Genomic DNA, 21614 nt, shown 5'->3' with positions numbered 1-21614 from the left:
CGGACTCACGGATGATCCACCACTGGATCTCCTCGGCCGCCTCCTCGAACAGCCGGCCGGCGCGCCGCAGCACGGCGGCCCGCTCCTCGAACGAGGTCTCCGCCCACGCGCGCTGTGCGGCGGCGGCCTGTTCGGCCGCCCGCGAGACGTCCCGCTCGTCCGCGATGCCCGTACGGCCGATCTCGGACCCGGTCGCGGGCTCCACGACCGCGGCGTCTCCTCCGGAGGAGCTCGTCCAGCCGCCGCTGAAGATCGATCCGGTCCAGACCTTCGGATCCAGCAGTGACATGTCATCCTCCGGTTTCGGGGGTCGCGAACCCCGCGTCCATGGCCAGGCTCAGTTCCTGCTCGGACAGCCCATCGCCCGAGAGCGTGTCCACGATCCGGCCGCGCTGGAAGACGGCGACCCGGTCGCAGAGCTCGACCAGTTCGGTCAGATCAGTTGAAGAGACAATCACTATCCTTTCATCCTCCGCAAGGCCCCGGACAAGATGGTGCATCTCGGTTCGTGCGCCGACGTCGACGCCACGGGTGGGGTCGTTGAGGACCACCACGGGCGGGGCCGGGTAGCGGTCACCAAGACCCGGGCACCGGGAGATCGGCCCCGCCGCAGTGGGCGCAATGACGTTCTGCGAAGGTGGCGGGAGGCAGTCGGGAAGGGGCCAGGGTGGCGGACATGGCGCGCGTGTGCGTGGTCGGAGCCGGCGCGATCGGCGGTTATCTCGGAGCGAACCTCGCCGTGGCCGGGTGCGCCACGAGCGCGGTCGCGCGGAACGCGACCCTCAGCGCTCTTCGCGAGCACGGCTGGCGGTTGCGCACCGCTGAAGGCCTGATCACCGCACCGGTCCGGGCCACTGACGAACCGGCCGAGCTCGGCCCGCAGGACGTCGTGGTGATCGCGGTGAAGGCCCCGGCGCTGCCGGACGTGGCGGCCCGTATCGCACCGCTGCTGGGTCCCGAGACCATCGTCGTCGCCGCCATGAACGGCGTGCCCTGGTGGTTCTTCGACGGAATCGGCGGCCCGTGGGATGGGCTCCGGCCCGCCTCGGCCGACCCCGGCGGCGCCATGGCCGCCGCCGTCGAGACGGAGCGGGTCATCGGCTGCGTGGTGCACACCGCGTGCAGCGTGTCAGAGCCCGGGGTGGTGCAGCACGGAGCCGGCCGGAGGTTCATCCTGGGCGAGCCGGACGGCAGTGTCACCGAACGGGTGTCCGCGTTCGCCGACCTGCTCGGCGCGGCCGGGCTCGAGCCCACCGTGTCGACCTCCATCAGAGCCGATGTCTGGTACAAGCTGTGGGGCAACATGACCATGAACCCGGTGTCGGTGCTCACCGGGGCCACGTCGGATCTGATCCTCGACGACCCGCTGGTGAACGGCTTCTGCCAGGCGGTGATGGCCGAGGCGGCCCGGATCGGAGCCAAGATCGGCTGCCCGATCGAGCAGAGCCCGGCGGAGCGCAACGCGGTGACCCGCGGGCTCGGCGCGATGAGGACCTCGATGCTCCAGGACGCCGAGGCCGGCAAGCCCCTGGAGATCGACGCGCTGCTGACCGTCGCGCGGGAGATCGGCCAGGCCGTCGGCGAGCCGACGCCGATGGTCGACGCGCTGCTCGGGCTCACCCGGCTCAACGCCCGGGTCCGCGGCCTCTACGCCTGGTAGCCGTTTCCCCGTCCGCCCCGCTACCATGATCGAGGGTCGTGGCCGATGAGCCGGTTGAATGAGAGTGAGCCGGGCGGAACGCTCGCCGGAGCGGTGACCGAGAGCGGATCGCCTCCGTTCCGCTATGACGCGCGCCTTGCGGACGAGATCGAGTAGGACGAGGCCGGCGAACCGGTGCCTCCGCTGGGCAGGGCCAAGACGTGGTGGACCGTCGAACTCGACCTGGGGGACGGGCCCAAGCGCTATCGCCGTGAGCTCAACACGATGCCGCAGTGGGCGGGGTCGTGCTGGTACTACCTGCGCTACCTCGACCCGACCAACGACCGGGCGTTCGTCGATCCCGAGGTCGAGCGCTACTGGATGGTCCCTCCGGCCGCCGCCCAGGACGGCGGCGGCTCCGGTGACGGCGGCTCTGGTGACGGCGACGGCGGTGTCGATCTGTACGTGGGCGGTGGCGAGCACGCCGTGCTGCATGATCGTCCGCAAGGACTTCGAGGGGCTGAGGTTCAACACCGCCATCGCCCGCCTGACGGAGCTGACCACGCACGCGTCGAAGATCGTGGCGAGGGACGGGGTGACGCCACGTGCGCTGGCGGAGCCGCTGGTCCTCATGGTGGCGCCGCTCGCGCCGCACGTCGCCGAGGAACTGTGGAAGCGCCTCGGCCACGAGGAGTCGCTGACCTACGCGCCATTCCCCGTGGCCGACGAGGCTCTCGCCGCCGAGCGGGCCATCGACCTGCCGGTTCAGATCAACGGCAGGACCCGCTTCACGATGGACGTTCCGGCACATGCCGGGGAGGAGGAGATCGAGCGGCTGCTGAGGGCGCATGCGGACTTCGCGCGGTACACCGAGGGCCTGGCCGTGCAGCGCCTGGTCATCGCCGCGGGCAGGATCGCGAACGTCCTGGCACGCTAGCGGAGCCGCCGAGATCCCGGCCGGAGAATCCGGGCGTGGTGATGATCTCAGTGTCCGGTTTCGACATATCGCCACCTGGTGCCCTACGGTCTGGCCCATGTCGGCGATTCCTGATCTGCGGCTGTCCACCGAGGTGAGCGATGCCCTGGAGCGTCGCCGCCCGGTGGTGGCGCTCGAGTCCACGATCATCGCGCACGGGCTGCCCCGGCCACGCAACCTCGAGGTGGCGCGCGAACTCGAACAGTTGGTCCGCGACGGCGGAGCGGTGCCTGCGACGATCGCGGTGCTCGACGGGGTGGCGCACGTCGGGCTGGAGGAGAAGGCGCTCGGCCGGGTCGCCTCCGACACCGACCTGCGCAAGCTCGGGCGCCGCGACCTGCCCACCGCGCTCGGCACCGGAGCGAGCGGCGCGACGACGGTGTCGGCCACGGCCGCCCTGGCGGCGCTGGCCGGCATCCGGGTGTTCGCCACCGGTGGTCTCGGCGGCGTGCATCGCGGGTGGCTGTCCAACTGGGACGAGTCCGCCGACCTCGACGTGCTCAGCCGCACCCGGATCACGGTGGTCTGCGCCGGCGTGAAGTCGATCCTCGACGTGCCGGCGACGCTCCAGCGGCTGGAGACGTTGAACGTGAGCGTGGCCGGCTACCGCACCGAGACCTTCCCCGGCTTCTATCTGAGCAGTTCCGGTGAACCGGTGGACTGGACCCTGGACTCGCCAGGGCAGATCGCGGGCGTCATGCGCGCACAGGACCTGCTCGGCGGACCTGAGACGGCGCTGATCGTGGCCAACCCGGTGCCCGAGAGCGAGCAGCTCGACCCGGACCTGCACGACACCGTCCTCACCGACGGGCTCGCGACGGCCGAGCGCAAGCACGTCACCGGCCAGGCCATGACACCGTTCCTCCTGGACTATCTGATGAGGCACACCGGCGGCGCCTCGCTGGAGGCCAATCTCGCCGCCGTGCGCGGCAACGTGCGGCTCGCGGCGGAGGTCGCGGCCTGCTGGGCGGAAGGCTGAACGGGGGCGGACTCCTCGTCGTCGGCGACGTCGTCACCGACGTACTGGTGCTGCACGACGCGCGGCCGGACGGCGTGACCGACGCGCCGGCCGATATCGAGGTGCGGCCCGGCGGGTCGGGGGCCAACACGGCCGCCTGGGCCGCCTCGCTCGGCACGGAGGTCCGGATGCTGGCCCGGGTCGGGATCGACTCGGGGGCCTGGCACCGCGCGCACCTGGCGCGGTCCGGCGTGCGGCCGTGCCTGCGGCTGGACCATGAGCGGCCGACGGCCACCATCGTCGTCATGGTCGACCCGACCGGCGAGCGGACGATGCTGACCGATCGCGGCGCCGGCGGGTTCATCGGCCCGGGCGACTGGGACGACGGCCTGTTGGACGATGTCGCGCACGTGCACGTGTCCGGGTACACGCTGTTCACCGACTCCGGCGCCGAGCTGGTCCGGCTGGCCATGGCACGGGCCCGCCGGCACGGTGTCACGATCAGTGTCGACCCGGCCTCGACCGGGTTCCTCGCCCGGTTCGGCGTGCGCCGGTTCCTCGACGCCACGGCGGAGGCCGACGTCCTGCTGCCCAACCGGGACGAGGCCTTGCTGCTGGCCGGCACTCCCGACCCCGCGGCCGCGGCCGCGTATCTCGGCGGCCGCTACGGGCTGGCGGTCGTCAAGCTCGGCGCGGACGGCGCCATCCTGGCAAGGGACGGAGACGAGCCCCTCCCGGTGCCCGCCGCACGCTCGCAGGTGGTGGACTCGACCGGTGCCGGGGACGCGTTCGCAGCCGGCTTCCTCGCCGCCCGCCTGGGCGGAGCCTCCGACCGCGACGCGGTCGCCGCCGGCTGCCGCACGGGCGGGCGGGCCGTCTCGCGGATAGGCGGCCGTCCGGCGCCGGGCGGGCCCGCGGGCGCACCTCGTCACTAAAACGTTCTACTCGGCGTGATGGCCGGGCTGGATCCGCCGGGCGAGACCGGCCGATCCAGCCCGGGCGATCGTTAGCGAGCGTCCCCTCGCAGTTCGCGGGCGATCTGGAGCTGTGCGGCGGACTGGGCCGACTCGCCGCCCTCATGCTCGTTGAACGGCCAGACCTTGATGTCCTTGGGGCCGGCGTAGTGGTTGTAGGCGGCGAAGACCGTCGAGGGCGGGGTGATCGCGTCGCGCAGCCCCACCGAGAACAGCGCGGGTGTGGTGTTCCTGGCCGCGAAGTTGAGCCCGTCGAAGTAGTCGAGGGTCGTGAACACCTGGTCCACCAGGTGCCGCTGCGTCTGCAGGAACCGGCCGAGCTCGGCGTAGGGATCGGCGTCGGTGATCTCGCAGGCCCGCCGGATATGGGTCATGAACGGTACGTCGATGAAGGCGTGCCGCAGACCCGGCACCAGCGCGCTGACGGCCATCGCGGTGCCGCCGCCCTGGCTGCCGCCGGCGACGACCATCTGGTCGGCGTCCACGAGAGGGTGGGAGCGGGCCGCCTCGACCGCGCGGACCCCGTCGGTGTAGAGCCGCCGGTAATAGTAGTCGTCGGGGTCGAGGACGCCGTGCGTCAGCCGTCCGGGCACCATGGGACCGGTGCCTCCCACCGGGTCCGCGGTGTCCCCCGACTGCCGGATGCCGCCCTGGCCGCGCGAGTCCATCACGAACACCGCCCACCCGGCCGCCGGCCACAGCAGCCAGTCCTGCGGGACGCCGCGGCCGCGGTTGTACCCGATGTACTGCACCACGCACGGCAGCGGACCGGTGGCCGACGCGGGCACGATCAGCCAGCCCTTGATCGGATGGCCGCCGAAGCCCGCGAAGCCGACGTCGTAGGAACGCACCAGCGACAGCCCGGTGTCCACCTCGGTGAAGACGGCGTCCAGATCGTGCTTGCGCGCCTCTTCGAGCGTGCGGTCCCAGAACGCCCCGAACTCGGCGGGCTCGTGCCTCGGTGGGCGGTAGTCGCGCAGTTGGTCAAGGGGCATGTCGATGAACATGGTGTCTCCCGTCGGATGGGGACCGTCGCGTGGCGGACCCGTCGCTGGGGGCATTATCGGCGATGGCCCGGCCGGGTCCCGAGCCCTGGGGGGAGGCCGGCGAATGGGGTCTTGTGCGCTCCGTAGAGAAACGTTTTAATCCCCGGTAAAGCAGGCGTAACACAGCTTGAGGTCGTGAGGCGAGATCCCACGCGAAGGAGCGGACGCATGCCCGGTGTCGCCTGACGGCGGGGCTTGAGCCCCGGCCGGCGCACCTACCGGACTCTGACAACTTCCACTCTGGCCGCCCCAGCATGAAGAGGAAAGCGCTTACTCATCTGGAGAAGGAGACCCACGGCATGGACAAGGGCAGAGGGCGGGTGCACCGGCTGCTGGCCGGCGTGCTCTGCGCCGGGATGCTCGCCGCGCTCACCGCCTGCGGTGGCGGTGGCGAGGGCGGCGGTAAGACCACGATCAGGTTCGCCTGGTGGGGCAACGACGATCGAGCGAAGATCACGAACGAGGCCGTCGCCCTTTTCATGCGGAAGAACCCGGATATCAAGGTCGAGACCACTACGGCGATCTACGACTCGTACTTTTAGAAGCTCGCGACCGAGACCGGCGGCGGCAACGCTCCCGACGTCCTCCAGATGAGCGACCGGCACGTGCGCGAGTACGCCGACCGTAACGCCCTGCTCGACCTCCAGCCGTACGTGGGCAAGCAGATCCAGACCGCCGACCTGGCCGAGCACCTCATGGGCCTCGGCACCGTCGGCGCCAAGCTGTACGGGCTGCCGCTGGGCCAGACGACGACCGTCCTTCAGTGGGACCCCGCCGTCTGGAAGAAGGCGGACGCCGAGGAGCCGAAGCTCGGCTGGACCTGGGACGACTACCTGGCCGCTGCCGTGAAGATCTCCAAGAGCACCGGCGGCAAGGTCGCGTTCAGCGACCCCGGCCGTGAGGAGTCGTGGTTCAAGGTCTGGCTGAGCCAGCAGGGCAAGGGCCTCTATGCCGCCGACGGCGCTCTCGGCTACACCGAGCAGGACGTCGCGACCTGGTGGGGCATGACCCAGAGGTTCCAGAAGGCGGGAGCGTTCACCCCGCCGGAGGCCAACCCGGCCGCCAACCCGAAGGGCTCCCCGTGGGTCCGCCGAATCTCCGCGGCGGAGTTCACTCCCGCCAGCACCATCGCTCCGGGTGCGTTCAAGGCACGCGGGGGCGAGTTCAAACTGGCTCCGTGGCCGCAGGTCGGCTCGGAGCTCGGGCAGTACTCCGAGCCGCCCATGCTGCTGAGCGTCTCGGCTCGCTCGAAGCACCGCGACGCGGCGCTCAAGCTCACCGACTTCGTCATGAACGACCCCGAGGCCGGAAAGATCCTCGGGATGGCCAGGGGCGTACCGGCGAACACGAAGACCCGCGCGGCGATCGCCCCATCGCTGCCACCCGAGTCCAAGCTGGTCTACGACTTCGAGCAGAGCGTCGCCGACAAGGTCAAGCCCGGCCCGCCCGCACCGCCGAAGGGCGCCAGCGCGTGCACGCTGGCCTTCGCGAAGGTCTACGAGGACGTGGTCTTCGGCAAGGCGTCCCCGGCCGACGCGGCGAAGCGCTACATGTCCGAGGCACGGCAGGCCCTGGCGGGATGACCCCGAGGCCAGGGGCCCCGGCTCGCGGGCCGGGGCCCCTGCCGGAAGCGAGAGTTCATGGCAGTCCCCACCCTGGAACGGACCGGCCGGACGACGCCGGCCCCCGCCCGCCGGCGCGGGCGGCGCGAGAGCGGTGAGCGGCCCGGCATCGCCTACCTGTTCCTGTCGCCCTGGGTCGCCGGCGCGGTGCTGCTGACCGTCGGCCCGATGCTGTACTCGCTCTACCTCTCGTTCACCGACTACGACCTTTTCACCACGCCGCGGTGGGTCGGCCTCGACAACTACACGAGGCTGTTCACCGAGGACACGCACTTTCTCAACGCGGTGTGGGCGACGGTGAAGTTCGTGGTGCTGTCGGTCCCGATCCAGCTGGTGGCGGCGCTCGCGGTCGCCATGCTGCTCGACCGGTCCAGCCGCGCGCAGGGGCTCTACCGCTCGGCGTTCTACGCGCCGTCGCTGCTCGGCACCAGGGTCGCGCTCGCGCTCGTCTGGCGCGCCACCTTCGACCGGGACGGAACATTCGACCAGGTCATGTCGGCCGTCGGCATCCGCACCGACGGCTGGCTGACCCAGCCGGGCACCGCGCTGCTCGCCCTCGTCGCGCTCGGCGTCTGGCAGTTCGGCGCGCCGATGGTGATCTTCCTCGCCGGGCTGCGGCAGATCCCCCAGGAGTTGTACGATGCCGCGGCCGTGGACGGCGCCGGATGGTGGCGGAGGTTCTGGTCGATCACGGTTCCGATGCTCTCACCGGTCATCCTGTTCAACCTGGTGCTCGACACCATCCGTGCCTTCCAGGTGTTCAACGCCGCCTTCATCGTCAGCGGCGGCACCGGCGGCCCCCAGTACTCGACCCTGTTCTACACGCTCTACCTGTGGCAGAAGGGATTCCTCGAGTTCAAGATGGGCTACGCCTCGGCGATGGCCTGGCTGCTGCTGCTCGGCATCGCACTCATCACGACGCTCATCTTCCGTACGGCGCGGTCCTGGGTGCACTACGGAGGGGAGGAATCGTGACGGCCACCGTCACCTCACCGGGCCGCGACCCGGTGCGGTCGCGTCGCGTCCGCCGGGTCGTCTGGCACGTGGTCATCCTTGGCCTGCTCGGCGTCCTGCTCTACCCGATCGCCTGGCTGGTCGCCGGCTCGTTCAAGCCGAGCGCTGAGATCGCCACGAGCGTGAGCCTGCTGCCCGAGCACTGGGAGTTCGGCAACTACTCCCTGGTGACCGGCGAGCTCGGCGGCGCACCGGTATGGCGGTTCTTCGTCAACTCGGCGATCGTCGCCGGCGGCGCGGTGGCCGGCAATGTGATCAGCTGCTCGCTGGCCGCGTACGCCTTCGCCCGGCTGCGGTTCCGCCTGCGCACGCCGCTGTTCGCCTTCATGCTGGCGTCGATCATGCTGCCGCTGCACGTCGTGCTCATCCCGCAGTACACGATCTTCCAGAAGCTCGGGATGACCGACTCGTTCTGGCCGCTGATCCTGCCGAAGTTCCTCGCCACCGACGCCTTCTTCGTCTTCCTGCTGGTGCAGTTCATCCGGCAACTGCCGCGGGAGCTCGACGAGGCGGCGCGCATCGACGGGTGCGGGTCGATCCGCATCTTCACCCGCATCACGCTGCCGCTGCTCAAACCCGCACTGATCACGACCGCGATCTTCACGTTCATCTGGACGTGGAACGACTTCCTCAGCCAGCTGATCTACCTGTCCACACCGGACAACTACACGCTGCCCCTCGGGCTGCGGCTGTTCATCGACCAGCAGGACAGCGTCAACGCCTTCGGCCCGATGTTCGCGCTGTCGGTGCTCTCCCTGCTGCCGATCCTGCTGTTCTTCGCCGCCTTCCAGCGCTTCCTGGTGCAGGGGCTGGCGACCTCGGGACTCAAGGGCTGAAAGGTGATCCGATGCTGAACCCGGCCGGCCGTTTCGCGATGTTCGCCGAGTCGCTGCTGCTCGGCGTGCTGGTCTTCGTCGCCGCGTTGCCTTGTCACCGGGTTCGCCGCGGTGACGGCGGGCTGTGCTCTGTTCGCCGACCGCGAGCACACGCCGGTCGGGGTGCGCTCCTACTGTCGCCGGCTGCGAGCCGTGGCGCGGACGGGCCCGGCCGGCCTCGCCGTCCCGGTCGTGCCGGCCGTGGTGCTGGTCTTCGACTGGGCGGCGGTACGGGCCGGACTGCCCGGGCATCAGGTGCTGGGCCCGCTCATCCTGCTGATCGCCGCCGGCGCCGCCGCGGTCGGTCTGCGGGCCGCCGCGCTCTGGCGGCTCGGTGCCACCTGGACGTCGCTGTGGCGGGGCGGCGCCGAGGCCGCCCGCGCGGACCCGTACGGCACCGCGCTTCTCGCCTTCGCCGTGGTGGCCGCCGCCGTCGTCTGCTGGACCTTTCCCGTCGTCATCCCACTGGCCCTCGGCCAGCTGGTCCTCGCCGCCGTCGCCGTCGACGCGCGGGTCACCGGAGCCGCCACGCAGGCCTGAACGAGGTCCGCAGGGCCTGAACCGCTCGACCGGTCTCGCGACTCGGGGCGCGACACCCGCCCGCCCACGTCCATCCACGCACGTTCCATGCACGTTCATCCACGCACGGAGGTGTGTCGACCATGTCCGACGTCAGCCGACGAAACGTTCTCAGAGGAATGGCCGTCGGAGCGGCGGCGCCGCTCGCGTCCCTCCCCGATACTGGCCGGACGGATCGCTGAAATGGAGCGCGCACGCGGTGGCCCCGGGCGCCTCCGCCGCCGAGAGTGCGGCGCGGCCTTCGGCTCGCTGATCCTCAAACAGGGTCACGCCCGGCTGACCGCCTACGCCGCGGTGCGGCTCGACAGCGACGCGTTGCGCAGGCGCGCCTGGACCGACTTCTACACCGGCGACGGTTACGGCCCCTCGCTGCCGTGGCGGTCGGAGCGGCTCACCACGACGCTCAACCCGTCCGACGAGGCCACCTGGGTCTCCACCAACACCACGGCGCTGTACGGGCTGTCGGCCATCCAGTGCCTCGCCCTCGTCGGCGATTCGATCACCGATCCGTGACCCCCTGGCGCGGAGATCCGTTCATCTGACGTAGCCGGCCTACGGTTTCGGCGTCGTTCGTCGTGGTCAGGTCCGGGTTACCGTCCGTGACAAGACTGCTTCGTGAACCGATGGTCTGCCGCGTGGCGACGGGACTTGGAGGCGATCGATGATACGGACGAGTTCGTTCGGGATGGGGCCGTTCCCGGCGATCGCCGACGGCGTATGAGCCCGCTCGGGGCGCGGTTCACGAGGTCTTCGCTACGCCAGCTCGTCCTGGTGTCGACCGCCTGGCGGGAGTGGCCTCCGACGCGCGAGTCCTGTGATGCGCTCGCCCGGCTGGCCGGCACGCTGCTGGGTCCGGTCGAAGGCGGCCGCGGCGCCTCCTGGCTCGCGGTGACCGCCGACGGAGCGGTGCGGCAGGCGGACTGGACCGGCGGCGCGGACGCGCATGAGCGGCTGGAGGGACTCGCCGGCCGGCTCTCGGCCGTCGAGGAGATGGTCGACCGGCCGTCGGCGCAGGAGGAGACCCTCGTGTCCCGGCGGCTTCGGGTGCTGTGCGACCCCGAGCGCACCGCCGAGGTGTTCCGCGACCGGTCACCGGACCGGGAGCCCGGCAACGGCGGTGGCGTGGACCGTCCTCCGTGGACCGCGCTGGACGTGCGGTTCCTCCGTTACACGGGCGGATTCCGCGTCCATCTGGGGTTCAGCTTCTGGCTGGTGCGACCGCCGTGGCACCCGCCGGGCGCCGGCGGGCCGACGCCGACGGTCGGGCTGCACCGGATCTCGGAGCTGCGCGCGGCCCTCGAAGACCACGCGGCGGCGGCGACCCGGAGCCTGGTCGAGGAGCACTTCGGCCCGACGACGACGCTGGTCTGGGGGCGCGAGTACGCGCCGCCGGTCTTCTGGGTGGCGACCCTCGCGCGGCCGCAGAGCGATCCGCCGAAGCATCTGGACCGGCCCGATGTCGCCGAAGGCCTGTTCCGGCCGCTCATCGACCGCGGGCCCGGTGACAGCGGCGTGGCCATGAGCGTCATCAACGGGAATGTGCTCGTGTCACGGCACCTGCGCAGGGAGCTCGCCGATCCGTCGAAGGATCACGTCACCATGCGGCCGGTCTACCTGGTGCTGCCCGGATCACACGCCGGCAACGGGAGCGTGCCGAAGGACGACGCCTACCGGCAGGTGGTCACGACGCTCACCGAGTTCGAGGCACGAGCCGCGGCGGCGGCGCTGGAACTGCACGGCGTCGACGACGACCTCTCGGTATGGCGTACTCACGTTCGGGTCTACGAGAGCGTCGCCCGTGAGGCCGCCACCCTGTGGGACGCCCTCGCCCTGCATCTGCCCATCCGCCGGCGTGGTGAGCTGGAGAAGGCCCACAGGGCCATCGCCCTGGTCCACCAGACCCTGTTGCAGGGTGTCGCCGATCTCGCCGACCTGGTCAGCCATGTCGAGGCGCTGAGGAGCGAGGTCGACGAACTGGAGGAGGGCTTCGCCGACCTCGTCGACGAGCGCGTCGCCGAGCAGCCGCTGGCGGCGCCCACGATGGGGATCGGCGAGTCACTCGCGCAGATGGCCCGGCTCTCCCGTCTGCGCAGGCTCAGCGGCGCCGTGGCCAAGGACGCCCAGCGGGTGAACGAGCAGTACAAGGATCTGCTCAACTCGATCGCCCACGCCTTCGACGAGCGGCGGGTCCGTGAACTGGACGTGCTGCAGCGCGGCAGCTTCAGCCTGAGCCTCGCGGTCGCGTCGGTCACGATCGTCGCCGTGCTCGACTTCATCCTCAACATCAAGAGCACCGAGCCGATGGTCGGCCCCTGGCGCTGGGCCGCGATCGTCTTCGCGGTGACGCTGGCCTTCGGCGTGGTCGGCACGGCCGGAGCCGCCGTCTGGGCGGTACGGCGTGCCCGTGACATCAGTTCGGCGCAGTTCCGCCGTCGTTACGAGAAGGTGCTCTCCTACCTGCGCGACTCCTCCACGATGGAACTCGACAGATTCAGATCCGCGACCGGCGACATCCGCGGTGACGGGCTGCCGACCTGGAGCCAGCGGGACCGGGAGCTGGCGGGCCGGCTGGCCGCGCTGTGGGACGAGGCGACTGCCGGTGCACCGCAGCCCTTCCGGGAACGCTCGCCCGGCCGGGACATCGGGCGGATCGCCGGGGACATCGAGCAGTGGATGCTCAGGGCCCTGCTGCTGACCGAGCGGCCGCGGATGCTCTGGAACTACCGGCTGCCCACACTGACGCTCCTGTACCGGCACTTCGTCTCCCTGGAGCGGTCGGAGAGGTGGGGCGTCACGGCCGCGGTCGTGGCCGACGCCGACCTCGAACGCACCCTTCAGGAGAGCGGGTACACCAGGGGCGAGGCGCGCGGCATCGATCGGTACATCGCCGCCCTCACCACCCCGGGCGAGACCTCGGGTGACGCCGCCGCCTCGACGCCGCTGCCGAATGCCACGGTGCTGCTGGCCACGATCAAAAGAGTGCTCGAGACCCGCACCCCCGCCCGCCATCTGGAGCGGCACAACCGCGACTTCATCCGGCGTACGGTGCGGGAGCTCTCCGCCGGCGGGATGGACCAGTTCATCGACGTGGGCACCGGCATGCCGGGACGGGACTGCGTGCACGATCTCGCGCCCGCCGCGCGCGTCCTCTACGTCGACAACGCCCCGGACGTGGTGCGACGGAGCCAGGCGCTGCTGACCCAGGACGGCCGGACGAGGGTCATCAGAGCGGACATGCGCAGGCCGGCCGAGATCCTCCAGGAGGCGGGGGCCGGTGGGCTCATCGACGTCGGCCGGCCGGTGGCGGTGCTGTTCACGAGGGTGCTCGGTTATGTGTCGGACGAGGACGCGCGCCGCACGGTGGCCGGGTTCGGCGAACTCCTCCACCCGGGGTCGCTCATCGTCATCTCGCACGCGGCGCGGGGCACCCTGGGCTCCGGCGGCCTGAACTTCGCCGCGACGACCAATGACGAGTCCGGCGGTGAGCGGCTCCGCGTCCCGCGACGGATCGAGGACCTGTTCACGGGTCTCGCGCTCGATCCGCCGGGCCTCGTCGACGTGGCCGACGAGGGCGGACGGGCCTCGGCGGACACCCGGCGCATCCACCTGGCCGGCGGCATCGGCCGGGTAACCTGACCCTCGTCAGCGTCGTCACGCACAGGTCCAGTTCACCCGAAGGCGGGAGCCCCGGATTTGATCTCTGATGGGCGGCCTGGACGGGGGATCAACTTCGGCAACGCGCTGGACGCGCCCGAAGGCGGTGAGCGTGCCCTCCGGCTCCGAGAGCGGCACTTCGACGAGGTGCGGGAGGCCGGCTTCGACACCGTCCGGCTGCCGGTCAAATGGTCGGCGCACGCCGCCGAGTCCGCGCCCTACAGGATCTCCGCCGAGTGCTTCGAACACGTCGACCGGGCGATCGACCACGCCATCGGCCGGGACCTCGACGTCGTGCTGAACGTCCATCATTACGACGAGCTCTGCGAGGCGCCGGACGAGCACGAGGGGCGGTTCCTCGCGCTCTGGCGCCAGATCGCACCGCGCTACGCCGCGTTGGGCGACCGGCTCCACTTCGAGCTGCTCAACGAGCCGCGCGACCAGATGACCGCCGAGCGGTGGAACGGCCTCCTGGCGAAGGCGCTCGCCGTGGTCCGCGAGTCGAACCCGCACCGCGTGGTGCTCATCGGGCCGGCACGGATGAACGACCTCGGCGCGCTCCCCGAGCTCGAACTCCCCGAGGACGGGCGCCTGCTCGTCACCATCCATTACTACGCTCCGTTCGAGTTCACCCACCAGGGCGCGGACTGGGTCGGGGGCGCCGATCGTTGGCTCGGCACGACCTGGAGCGGCGACGCCGACCGGGCGGCCGTGCGCCGCGATCTGGCGCAGGCCGCGACGTGGGCGCGAGAGCGCGGCCGCCCCATGTTCATCGGTGAGTTCGGCGCCTACTCGAAGGCCGACATGGCCTCGCGTGCGAACTGGACGGCCTTCGTGCGGTCGGAGGCGGAGAGACTCGGCCTGGGCTGGGCCTACTGGGAGTTCGGCTCCGACTTCGGCGCCTTCGATCCCCGTACGGGCGCCTGGCGGGAGCCGCTGAGACGGGCACTGCTGCCGCGATGACCGGCCCTCCCTGCGCCGTGCGGGGTCAGTCGGCGGAGATGGCACGAAGGATGTCGAGCCTGGCGGCGTGCCCGGCCGGCCAGATCGCGGCGACGACCCCGATGCCGGCTCCGGCGAGGACGTACGACCCGAGCTGCGTGAAGGGGATGGACAGCACCTCCACCCCGTCGTCGGCGAGGACGTTCTGGACGGCGCAGCCGAACACCACGCCGATGCCGACGCCGAGCAGTGCTCCGAACGTGGAGATCACCACGGCCTCGTAGCGAATCATCCGGCGGAGCTGGCGCCGCTGCATGCCGACCGCGCGGAGCAGCCCGATCTCCCGGGTCCGTTCGAGCACCGACAGCGCGAGGGTGTTGACGATTCCCAGGGCGGCGATGACGACCGACAACGCCAGCAGGACCAGCACCAGGGTCAGGACCACGTTGATGAAGCCGCCGCTCTCCTCCTTGATGGACTGCCGGTCCTGGAGCTCCAGAGCCGACCAGGGTGCGAGGGCGGATTCGAGCGCATCCCGGGTGGCCCGGGTCTTCGCCTCCGGGGCGATGACGATCGCGAGTTCGTCGATCAAGGTGGTCCGGTCGTGGGCGCGGTAGCCTTCCGCACTGATGATCGTCGTTGGAACGGTGCCGAGGATGGTGCGGACGTCGGCGTAGACGCCCGCGACGCGGAAGCCGGCCGTGACCCCGTCCGGGTACCGTCCCGGGATCGTGGTGCCGAGTGACCATCCGTTCGACGTGGCCGTTCCGCGGCTGATCAGCAGTTCGTCGGCGGCGAGTGCCGTGGTGCCCTCTTCGAGCACGAGGCGGTGGAGACCGGCCAGTTCCCGTGGGTCGCCGGCGGCGGCCGTGCGCGTCCTGCCGGCAAGGGCGATACGGGCCTGCCGCGTCACGACCACGCTCTCCACCCCGGGAGTGCGGGCGACGGCGTCGCGGACCTCCGGCGCGAAGGGGGCGGAACCCTGTGAGGTCACCCGGTAGTCCGCCGGCAGAGTCGCGTCGAGCTGCCGGTTCACCGATGCGGCCAGGGACGCGGCGATGACCGAGACGGTGCCGATGAGAGCCAGACCGACCATGAGCGCGGACGCCGTGGCTGCTGTACGCCTCGGGTCGCGCTGAGCGTTCTGCCGGCCGAGCCGCCCGGTGACGCCGAAGACCTGGGCGAAGGGCCAGCCGAGGACCCGGGTCGCCGGTCCGCTCACGATCGGGCTGAGCAGGATGACCCCGAGGAACATCCCGGCGGCTCCGGCGCCCACGAGTGCGAGCGCCGTGTCGCCTGAGGCGTCGCCCGCACCGGTGAGCCCGGCGGTGGTCAGGACCGCGCCGGCGATCCCCGCCAGGCCTCCCGCGATGCGCCTCGACCGCGATGACCGCCCGGGAGAGGTGGCGCCATCCCGCATCGCGGCGACCGGCGGCACCCGGCCCGCGCGGCGGCCGGGGAGGTAGGCCGCGACCACGGTGACGACCGTTCCGATCGCGTAGGCCCACAGGACCGCCGATGACGGGACCGTCAGCCCGCGGGAGGGCAACTCCTGGCCCAGCAGCCGGAACACCCCGGGCAGGCCCATCGCCACTGCGCCGCCCAGCGCGAGCCCTAGCGTCGAGCCGATGAGGCCGACCGCCGCCGCTTCGCCGAGCACCGCTGCGGCGACCTGACGGCGCGACGCGCCGACGGCGCGCAACAGCGCGAGTTCACGGGTTCGCCGGGCGACCAGCATGGAGAACGTGTTGAAGATGATGAACGAGCCGACGAAGATCGATATGGCGGCGAAGCCGAGCAGGAACGTCCCGACTACGTCGAGGATGTCCCTGACCGTGTCGACCTTCTCGTCGACGGCCTGCGCGCCGGTGATGGCCTCGAGCCCGCTCGGCAGGGCCACGGCCACGGCGTCGCGCAGCCGCTCTTGTGGAACGCCCTGCTCGGCGTGCACGGCGATCTGACGATAGGTGCCGGGCCGTTCCATCAGCAGGCGCTGTGCGGTGGCCGGCTCGAATGCCACCATCGAGGTGGAGGCGCCGGCGCCGGAGTCGCCGACGGTGAAGACGCCCGTCAGGGTGAAACTCTGGCTCTCCGTGCGCAACGCCACCCGGACCCGGTCGCCGACCCGGTGGCCGGTCTCCTTCGCGGTGGCCGCGTCGAGGGCGATCTCGCCCGGTGCTCGGGGGCCGCGCCCGGACCTCAGCCGGTGGATCGAGAAGTCCGGGTCGTCGGTCCAGCCCAGGCCGATCCGGGGAGTGGCGCCGGCCGGCCTGCCGCTGCGGTCGAGGACGGCGGCGAATCCCGCGGCCGAGCCATGGACCTTGTCGACACCTGTCACACCGTGAAGGGTCTCGACGAGGGAGGCGGTGATCGGCCTCTCGGCGGCGGTGTCCCCGAGTTCGGGGTCCACCACCTCCTTGGCCCGGACCAAGACGTCGGTGCCCTCGCCCTGGTCGGAGAACAGGCGGGCGACCGTCTCGTCCATCGTCGCGGAGAAAATCATCGCGCCGGAGGCGAACGCGACGCCGAGGACGACGGCGAGCGCGGTGAGCCCGAGGCGCAGCTTGTGCGCGGCCAGACCGCGCAGGACGAGCTTGAGCAGGATCATCGCGTGCTCCCGCCGGCCGGCTCGAAGCCCTTCAGCCGTTCGAGCACCGCCTCGGCGGTCGGGCCGGCCATCCGGTCGACGACGCGGCCGTCGGACAGGAACAGCACCTGATCGGAGTAGGCCGCCGCGGCGGGATCGTGGGTGACCATGACGACGGTCTGGCCCAGGTCGTGGACGGAGTCGCGTAGGAGGGACAGGACCTCGGCGCCCGAGCGGGAGTCGAGGTTGCCGGTGGGCTCGTCGGCGAAGATGATCTCGGGACGACCGGTCAGCGCGCGGGCGCAGGCGACGCGCTGCTGCTGGCCGCCGGACAGTTCACCCGGCCGGTGCCCGAGCCGGTCGCGCAGGCCGACGGCGTCGATGATGTCGTCGAGCCACCGCCGGTCGGGTGCGCGGCCGGCGATGTCCAGGGGGAGGGTGATGTTCTCGATCGCGGTCAGCGTGGGGATCAGGTTGAACGCCTGGAAGACGAAGCCCACCTTGTCGCGCCGCAACCGGGTGAGCGCCCGGTCACCGAGCCGGGAGAGCTCGACGTCGCCGATGAAGATCTGACCGGCGTTCACCTTGTCGAGTCCCGCCATGCAGTGCAGCAGAGTCGACTTGCCGGACCCGGACGGCCCCATGACGGCGGTGAACCGGCTCTGCGGGATGCGGACGGTGACGTCGTCCAGGGCCGTCACCGCGGCGTCTCCGGTGCCGTAGGACTTGCGGACGTGGATCGCGCGCGCGGCGGCCTCGATCGGCGGTGCGGCCGGGCCGGCTCCGAGGGCCGTGGACGTCGTGTCGGTCACGTGCGTCTCTCTTCCATGGATGGGCAGGCGTGGAGCGGCCCGCCGAGTTCGCTGTTCTCGATTGCAGCCGAAGCCGGGCGGTCGGCAGCAGCGCACAAAGGGCCGAGTGAGGGCTACGAAAGTCGCGTCCTCGCCGTGGAGATGCGACTTTCGTATCGATGTGAACCGGGCCGGCCCGCTACACGTGGCGGCGGCGACGGCGATCCGTACTGTGGTGGCGTGAGACTCCCCACGGTCACGTCGCCGCGCAACCTGGTCTTCGACGTGGTCGTGACGTTCCTCGCGGTGGTGTTGAGCCTCGCCGCGCTGACGGGGGCGCGTGCGACGCTGCGGCCGTACGGCGGGGTGACGGCGGCCGTGCTCGTGGCGGCGGCGCTCTCGCTGCTCTGGCGCCGCAGGGCGCCGCTCGCGGTCGCGTGGATCACGGCGGGCATCGCGACCGTGCTCCCGCTCGCCGAGCTCGTGGCGCCGGGATCGCTGGTGCGCGACGGCGACGCCTACCGCCTCGCTCCGCTGCTGCTCTGGCCGCCGGCCGGCGCGTTCGCCGCCTACGGTGCGATGGCCTTCACCGAAGCGCATCGCCGCCGCTGGCGCAGTTGGATCCCGGTCACCGTCCTGATGGCCAACGGGCTGCTCGTGGGCCAGGTGCTGCCTGTGGTGGACGCTGGGGTGGATGCACCGGAAGGGGCCGACACGCCCTTCGCGGTAGCGTTCCGCAGCGTCGTGTTCGTGGCCGGGGGAGCGCTCATCGGCATGTACTCCGTCGCGCGGCGGCGGGTCCTGCGCGGCCTGGTCGAGCGGGCGGAACGGGCCGAGCGAGAGCGGCATCTGCTGGCCGAGTGGGCACGGGCCGACGAGCGGGCCCGGCTCGCCGCCGAGATGCACGACGTGGTGACCCACCGGGTGACGCTCATGGTGGTCCAGGCGGGGGCGCTCCGGGTGTCCGCACGCGACGAGGAGGCCAGGAGCGCCGCCGAGGATCTGCGCATCACCGGGTGCAGGGCTCTCGAGGAACTGCGCGACGTCGTGGGCCTGTTGCGCCGTGCCGAGGACTCGGACGGCGATCCCGCCGAGGCGGCGGCGGAGGGGACGCCGATCCCCGACCTCCAGCCGCTGATCAACGAGTCCGAGGCCGTCGGGGTGCCCGTAGAGCTGGTCGAGGAGGGGGATCCGGTGCTGGTCGCCCCCGTGGTCGCCCGCACCGCGTACCGGATCGTGCAGGAGGCCCTCACCAACGTGCACAAGCACGCACCCGGGGCGCGGGTGCGGGTGCTAGTGCGGCGGAGCGCCGACGAGCTCCGCGTGACGGTGCGCAACACCGCTCCGGTCCGTGCCGTCGACGCCGACCTCACGTCCGCGGGGTCCGGCACCGGGCTGCTCGGCCTGCGACAGCGGGTCGAACTGGTCCGCGGCCGGCTGGAGACCGGGCCGGACGACGAGGGCGGGTTCCGCGTCGATGCGATACTGCCGACGTACATTCCAGCCTCTGGCACCGTGGAGCCCGTGACGTGAAGCGTGAGCCGACCCGGGTGGTGGTGGTCGACGACGAGCCCATGGTGTGCGCTCATCTGTCCACCATCCTCGGCTCGTGCGACGACATCGAGGTCATCGATCAGGCCCACGACGGCGCGGCGGCCGTGGAGGCGGTCGTCCGGCACCGGCCCGACGTCGTGCTGATGGACCTGCGGATGCCCGGCGTGGACGGACTGACGGCGATCGAGCGGATCAACACGCTGCCCGATCCGCCGGTCGTCGTGGTGCTCACCACCTTCGACGCCGACCGCTATGTGATCCGCGCGCTGCGCGCCGGAGCGGCGGGTTTCCTGCTGAAGTCGACGCCCCCGGAGGATCTGACCGAACTCGTCCGCGTCGCCGCTGATGGTCACACGGTGATGTCCTCGGCCACGACCCGCAGGCTGCTCACGCTCGCCACCGGCCGCGAGACCGAACGCGACCGCAGGCTCGCCCTCGTCGCCCAGCTCACCGAACGCGAGGCCGAGGTCCTCGCCTGCCTCGGCGAGGGGCTGTCCAACGCAAAGATCGCCTGGCGCCTGCACCTCAGTGAGGCGACGGTAAAGAGCTACGTCTCCCGGCTCCTGGTGAAGCTGCAGTGCGCCAACCGCACTCAGGCGGGGTTGCTGGCCTACGAGGCCGGCCTGGTCGCACGCTGACCTCCGGACGTCCGAAGCAGCGAATCCGGAAAGCCGGATGAGACTCTCGGGCCTTTCGGCGGCACACTCCGGCGCACGCCCGTCCGACGGGATGTGGAACCCCGCACGATAAACCAATCGCGTCAACGGCAAACAATGCCAAAATAGCCGAATAAATCAGCTACTCCTCAGTAACGGAATTCCGATGTATAAGTGAGTCTGTACCTCCAATTCCCCCCTTTGGAGAGCTGATGCGCGTTCCCCGCCCCGTCGCGCTTACCGCTGTCTGCGCGGTAACCATCACCGCAGTAATGGCCACCTCCGTCCAATCCGCAGCTGCTGCCGAGGTCAACTACGTTGCGCTCGGCGATTCCTACGCTTCCGGTCTCGGAGCGGGAAGTTACGACTCCGCCAGTGGCAACTGCAAACGCAGCAATAATGCGTATCCGAAGTTGTGGGCCAACGCCAACTCGCCGACGTCATTCCAATTCGCGGCGTGCTCCGGAGCGACGACGACGTCGGTCATGAACGGCCAGCTCGGCGCCCTGAGCTCCGGTACGACGCTCGTCACCGTGACGGTCGGCGGCAACGACGCGGGATTCGCGAACGTGATGCAAACATGCGTGCTGAGCTCGGACTCCACGTGCATCAGTGCGGTCAATACCGCCAAGAGCTTCATGACGAATCAGTTGCCGGGCCGGCTCGACTCGGTTTACGGGGCGATCAGGTCCAAGGCGCCGAACGCACGCGTCGTGGTGCTCGATTATCCACGGCTCTACAAGATCGTGAGCGTGTGCGTCGGGCTCAGCAACACCAAGCGGAACGCGTTGAACGGCGCGGCGGATCTGCTGGACAGCGTCATCGCGAGCGCCAGTGGCCGGGCGAGCTTCACGCTCTCGGGCGTGCGCGACGAGTTCTCGGGTCACGAACTGTGCAGCGCGGACGGATGGTTGAACGCGGTCACCCTTCCGATCGAGCACTCCTATCACCCGACCGCCCTCGGTCAGCGCAGCGGTTACTACGCGGCTCTCAATTCGACGATCTGATCCGCGCTAGGCCCTGCTCGCGAAGTGCTCGATCGACGGCCGGGGGCGGACATCGCCGAATGTCCGCCCCCGGCCGTTTCACGTGTCTTCGGGTCGGGTCAGCACTTCAGGTCGCGCTGCTCGGTCACCGTCGCCGACAGTGCCGGTCCCACCAGCAGTGCCTCTCCCTCCAGCAGTGCCCCTTGCGGTTGCACTTCTTCCGCCATTTGCACCGGCGACAGCCCGCCGCCGTCTCTGTCGCGCGGTCGAAGGCACCTGCCTCGACGGCCGGCGCGGTGGCCGCCCTGGGTGCCGAGGCGGCGGAGCTCTCAGCGGTGAGCGCGGTGCCACCCGCCGTGAGCATGGTGAGAGCCAGTCCGGTCAGCAGCTTTCTGGTCTGGTACATGACGTACCCCCCATGAAGGTGTCTCCGGCCGCATCGCACTCAGAGCGGTGATGTCCATCCATGGGGACGGCACCGCGTTCCTACCGGTACCCGGGGCGTTACCCGGCGCCGTCATTGGACAATCGCGATGCCCGGTAATGCGATGACATATGGGTATTCAGCAATACGCGGCGCCCTCCCGCGGCCACGGTGGGTTATGGCATGACCTCGGACGGCCTTCGCGCCGTCCAAATGAACGGAAGGCCCCCGACCCGGTCACTCGCTGACTCACCCGCCGTGCCGTCGGCGTGCTGCGCGCCGCTGTTCGTGCCCCCTGATCTGTGCCCCTAATGGTGCACCGCGCAGCAGGGCGTCG

At 70.8% G+C, this 21614-nt stretch carries 20 protein-coding genes and 1 pseudogene; 16 read left to right on the top strand and 5 right to left on the bottom strand.

The window, feature by feature from the left end; translation table 11 throughout:
- Positions 1-289, bottom strand: a 289-nt coding sequence (locus HKK72_RS24095) for an aldehyde dehydrogenase family protein (protein WP_187236688.1), incomplete at its 3' end; no start/stop codon positions are given.
- A gap of 1 nt (position 290) precedes the next feature.
- The gene (locus tag HKK72_RS24090; protein WP_187236687.1) at positions 291-458 is read right to left on the bottom strand and encodes a hypothetical protein; all 168 of its coding nucleotides are present in this window, start codon (positions 456-458) and stop codon (positions 291-293) included.
- A gap of 218 nt (positions 459-676) precedes the next feature.
- Here HKK72_RS24090 and HKK72_RS24085 point away from each other — a divergent pair, with 218 nt between their 5' ends.
- The 4 genes from HKK72_RS24085 to HKK72_RS24070 all read left to right on the top strand — a co-directional run bounded on the left by HKK72_RS24085 (position 677) and on the right by HKK72_RS24070 (position 4508).
- Positions 677-1660 (top strand): 2-dehydropantoate 2-reductase, encoded by a 984-nt coding sequence (locus HKK72_RS24085; protein ID WP_187236686.1) that lies wholly within the window; start codon positions 677-679, stop codon positions 1658-1660.
- 400 nt (positions 1661-2060) lie between these two features.
- Positions 2061-2576, top strand: coding sequence for a class I tRNA ligase family protein (locus HKK72_RS40060; RefSeq protein ID WP_222721064.1), 516 nt, complete (start codon positions 2061-2063; stop codon positions 2574-2576).
- Positions 2577-2673: 97 nt separating this feature from the next.
- Complete coding sequence (locus HKK72_RS24075) at positions 2674-3594, top strand: pseudouridine-5'-phosphate glycosidase (RefSeq protein ID WP_187236685.1); 921 nt, start codon at positions 2674-2676, stop codon at positions 3592-3594.
- Positions 3576-4508: a sugar kinase gene (locus HKK72_RS24070; protein WP_315987418.1), complete on the top strand. Its 933-nt coding sequence runs from the start codon at positions 3576-3578 to the stop codon at positions 4506-4508. Before HKK72_RS24075 ends, HKK72_RS24070 begins: the two co-directional genes overlap by 19 nt.
- 71 nt (positions 4509-4579) lie before the next feature.
- On the opposite strand, the gene HKK72_RS24065 is transcribed toward HKK72_RS24070, so the two are convergent.
- Positions 4580-5554 (bottom strand): acetylxylan esterase, encoded by a 975-nt coding sequence (locus HKK72_RS24065; RefSeq protein ID WP_187236684.1) that lies wholly within the window; start codon positions 5552-5554, stop codon positions 4580-4582.
- Between the two features lie 338 nt (positions 5555-5892).
- On the opposite strand from HKK72_RS24065, the gene HKK72_RS24060 reads away from it, so the two are divergent.
- The 9 genes and pseudogenes from HKK72_RS24060 (at position 5893) to HKK72_RS24030 (ending at position 14300) form a co-directional block, all read left to right on the top strand.
- On the top strand, positions 5893-6135 hold the full coding sequence (locus HKK72_RS24060) for a hypothetical protein (protein ID WP_187236683.1): 243 nt from the start codon (positions 5893-5895) through the stop codon (positions 6133-6135).
- 12 nt (positions 6136-6147) lie between these two features.
- Positions 6148-7176 (top strand): annotated as a pseudogene (locus tag HKK72_RS24055) (ABC transporter substrate-binding protein); the annotation flags it as partial.
- Positions 7177-7233: 57 nt separating this feature from the next.
- The gene (locus HKK72_RS40055) at positions 7234-8190 is read left to right on the top strand and encodes a carbohydrate ABC transporter permease (RefSeq protein WP_222721063.1); all 957 of its coding nucleotides are present in this window, start codon (positions 7234-7236) and stop codon (positions 8188-8190) included.
- Positions 8187-9065: a carbohydrate ABC transporter permease gene (locus HKK72_RS24050; RefSeq protein WP_315987417.1), complete on the top strand. Its 879-nt coding sequence runs from the start codon at positions 8187-8189 to the stop codon at positions 9063-9065. Before HKK72_RS40055 ends, HKK72_RS24050 begins: the two co-directional genes overlap by 4 nt.
- A gap of 111 nt (positions 9066-9176) precedes the next feature.
- Complete coding sequence (locus HKK72_RS24045; RefSeq protein ID WP_187236681.1) at positions 9177-9644, top strand: hypothetical protein; 468 nt, start codon at positions 9177-9179, stop codon at positions 9642-9644.
- 16 nt (positions 9645-9660) lie between these two features.
- Positions 9661-9936, top strand: a complete 276-nt coding sequence (locus HKK72_RS42845; RefSeq protein ID WP_410050337.1) for a hypothetical protein — start codon at positions 9661-9663, stop codon at positions 9934-9936.
- On the top strand, positions 9867-10196 hold the full coding sequence (locus tag HKK72_RS24040) for a hypothetical protein (RefSeq protein WP_187236680.1): 330 nt from the start codon (positions 9867-9869) through the stop codon (positions 10194-10196). Before HKK72_RS42845 ends, HKK72_RS24040 begins: the two co-directional genes overlap by 70 nt.
- A gap of 204 nt (positions 10197-10400) precedes the next feature.
- A complete protein-coding gene (locus tag HKK72_RS24035; RefSeq protein ID WP_187236679.1) occupies positions 10401-13319 on the top strand; it encodes an SAM-dependent methyltransferase in 2919 nt (972 codons plus the stop codon).
- Positions 13320-13376: 57 nt separating this feature from the next.
- Positions 13377-14300 carry a glycoside hydrolase family 5 protein gene (locus tag HKK72_RS24030; RefSeq protein WP_222721062.1) on the top strand — a complete coding sequence of 308 codons (924 nt, stop codon included), beginning with the start codon at positions 13377-13379 and terminating at the stop codon, positions 14298-14300.
- Positions 14301-14325: 25 nt separating this feature from the next.
- Here HKK72_RS24030 and HKK72_RS24025 read toward each other — a convergent pair whose 3' ends face one another.
- On the bottom strand, positions 14326-16887 hold the full coding sequence (locus HKK72_RS24025) for an ABC transporter permease (protein WP_187236678.1): 2562 nt from the start codon (positions 16885-16887) through the stop codon (positions 14326-14328).
- Complete coding sequence (locus HKK72_RS41305; protein WP_315987416.1) at positions 16884-17678, bottom strand: ABC transporter ATP-binding protein; 795 nt, start codon at positions 17676-17678, stop codon at positions 16884-16886. Before HKK72_RS41305 ends, HKK72_RS24025 begins: the two co-directional genes overlap by 4 nt.
- A 219-nt stretch (positions 17679-17897) precedes the next feature.
- Between HKK72_RS41305 and HKK72_RS42320 the strand changes: the two genes are divergently transcribed.
- The 3 genes from HKK72_RS42320 (at position 17898) to HKK72_RS24005 (ending at position 20874) form a co-directional block, all read left to right on the top strand.
- The gene (locus HKK72_RS42320) at positions 17898-19190 is read left to right on the top strand and encodes a sensor histidine kinase (RefSeq protein ID WP_315987415.1); all 1293 of its coding nucleotides are present in this window, start codon (positions 17898-17900) and stop codon (positions 19188-19190) included.
- A complete protein-coding gene (locus HKK72_RS24010) occupies positions 19187-19849 on the top strand; it encodes a response regulator transcription factor (RefSeq protein WP_315987414.1) in 663 nt (220 codons plus the stop codon). Before HKK72_RS42320 ends, HKK72_RS24010 begins: the two co-directional genes overlap by 4 nt.
- A gap of 230 nt (positions 19850-20079) precedes the next feature.
- Entirely contained in the window at positions 20080-20874 is a 795-nt protein-coding gene (locus HKK72_RS24005; RefSeq protein ID WP_261987124.1) for an SGNH/GDSL hydrolase family protein, read from the top strand.
- Positions 20875-21614: the final 740 nt, after the last annotated feature.

Source organism: Actinomadura sp. HBU206391, from assembly GCF_014323665.1.
Lineage (GTDB): Bacteria > Actinomycetota > Actinomycetes > Streptosporangiales > Streptosporangiaceae > Actinomadura_C.
Note: the sequence above shows the minus strand (reverse complement) of the source record. Positions and strands in the feature narration are given on the sequence as shown.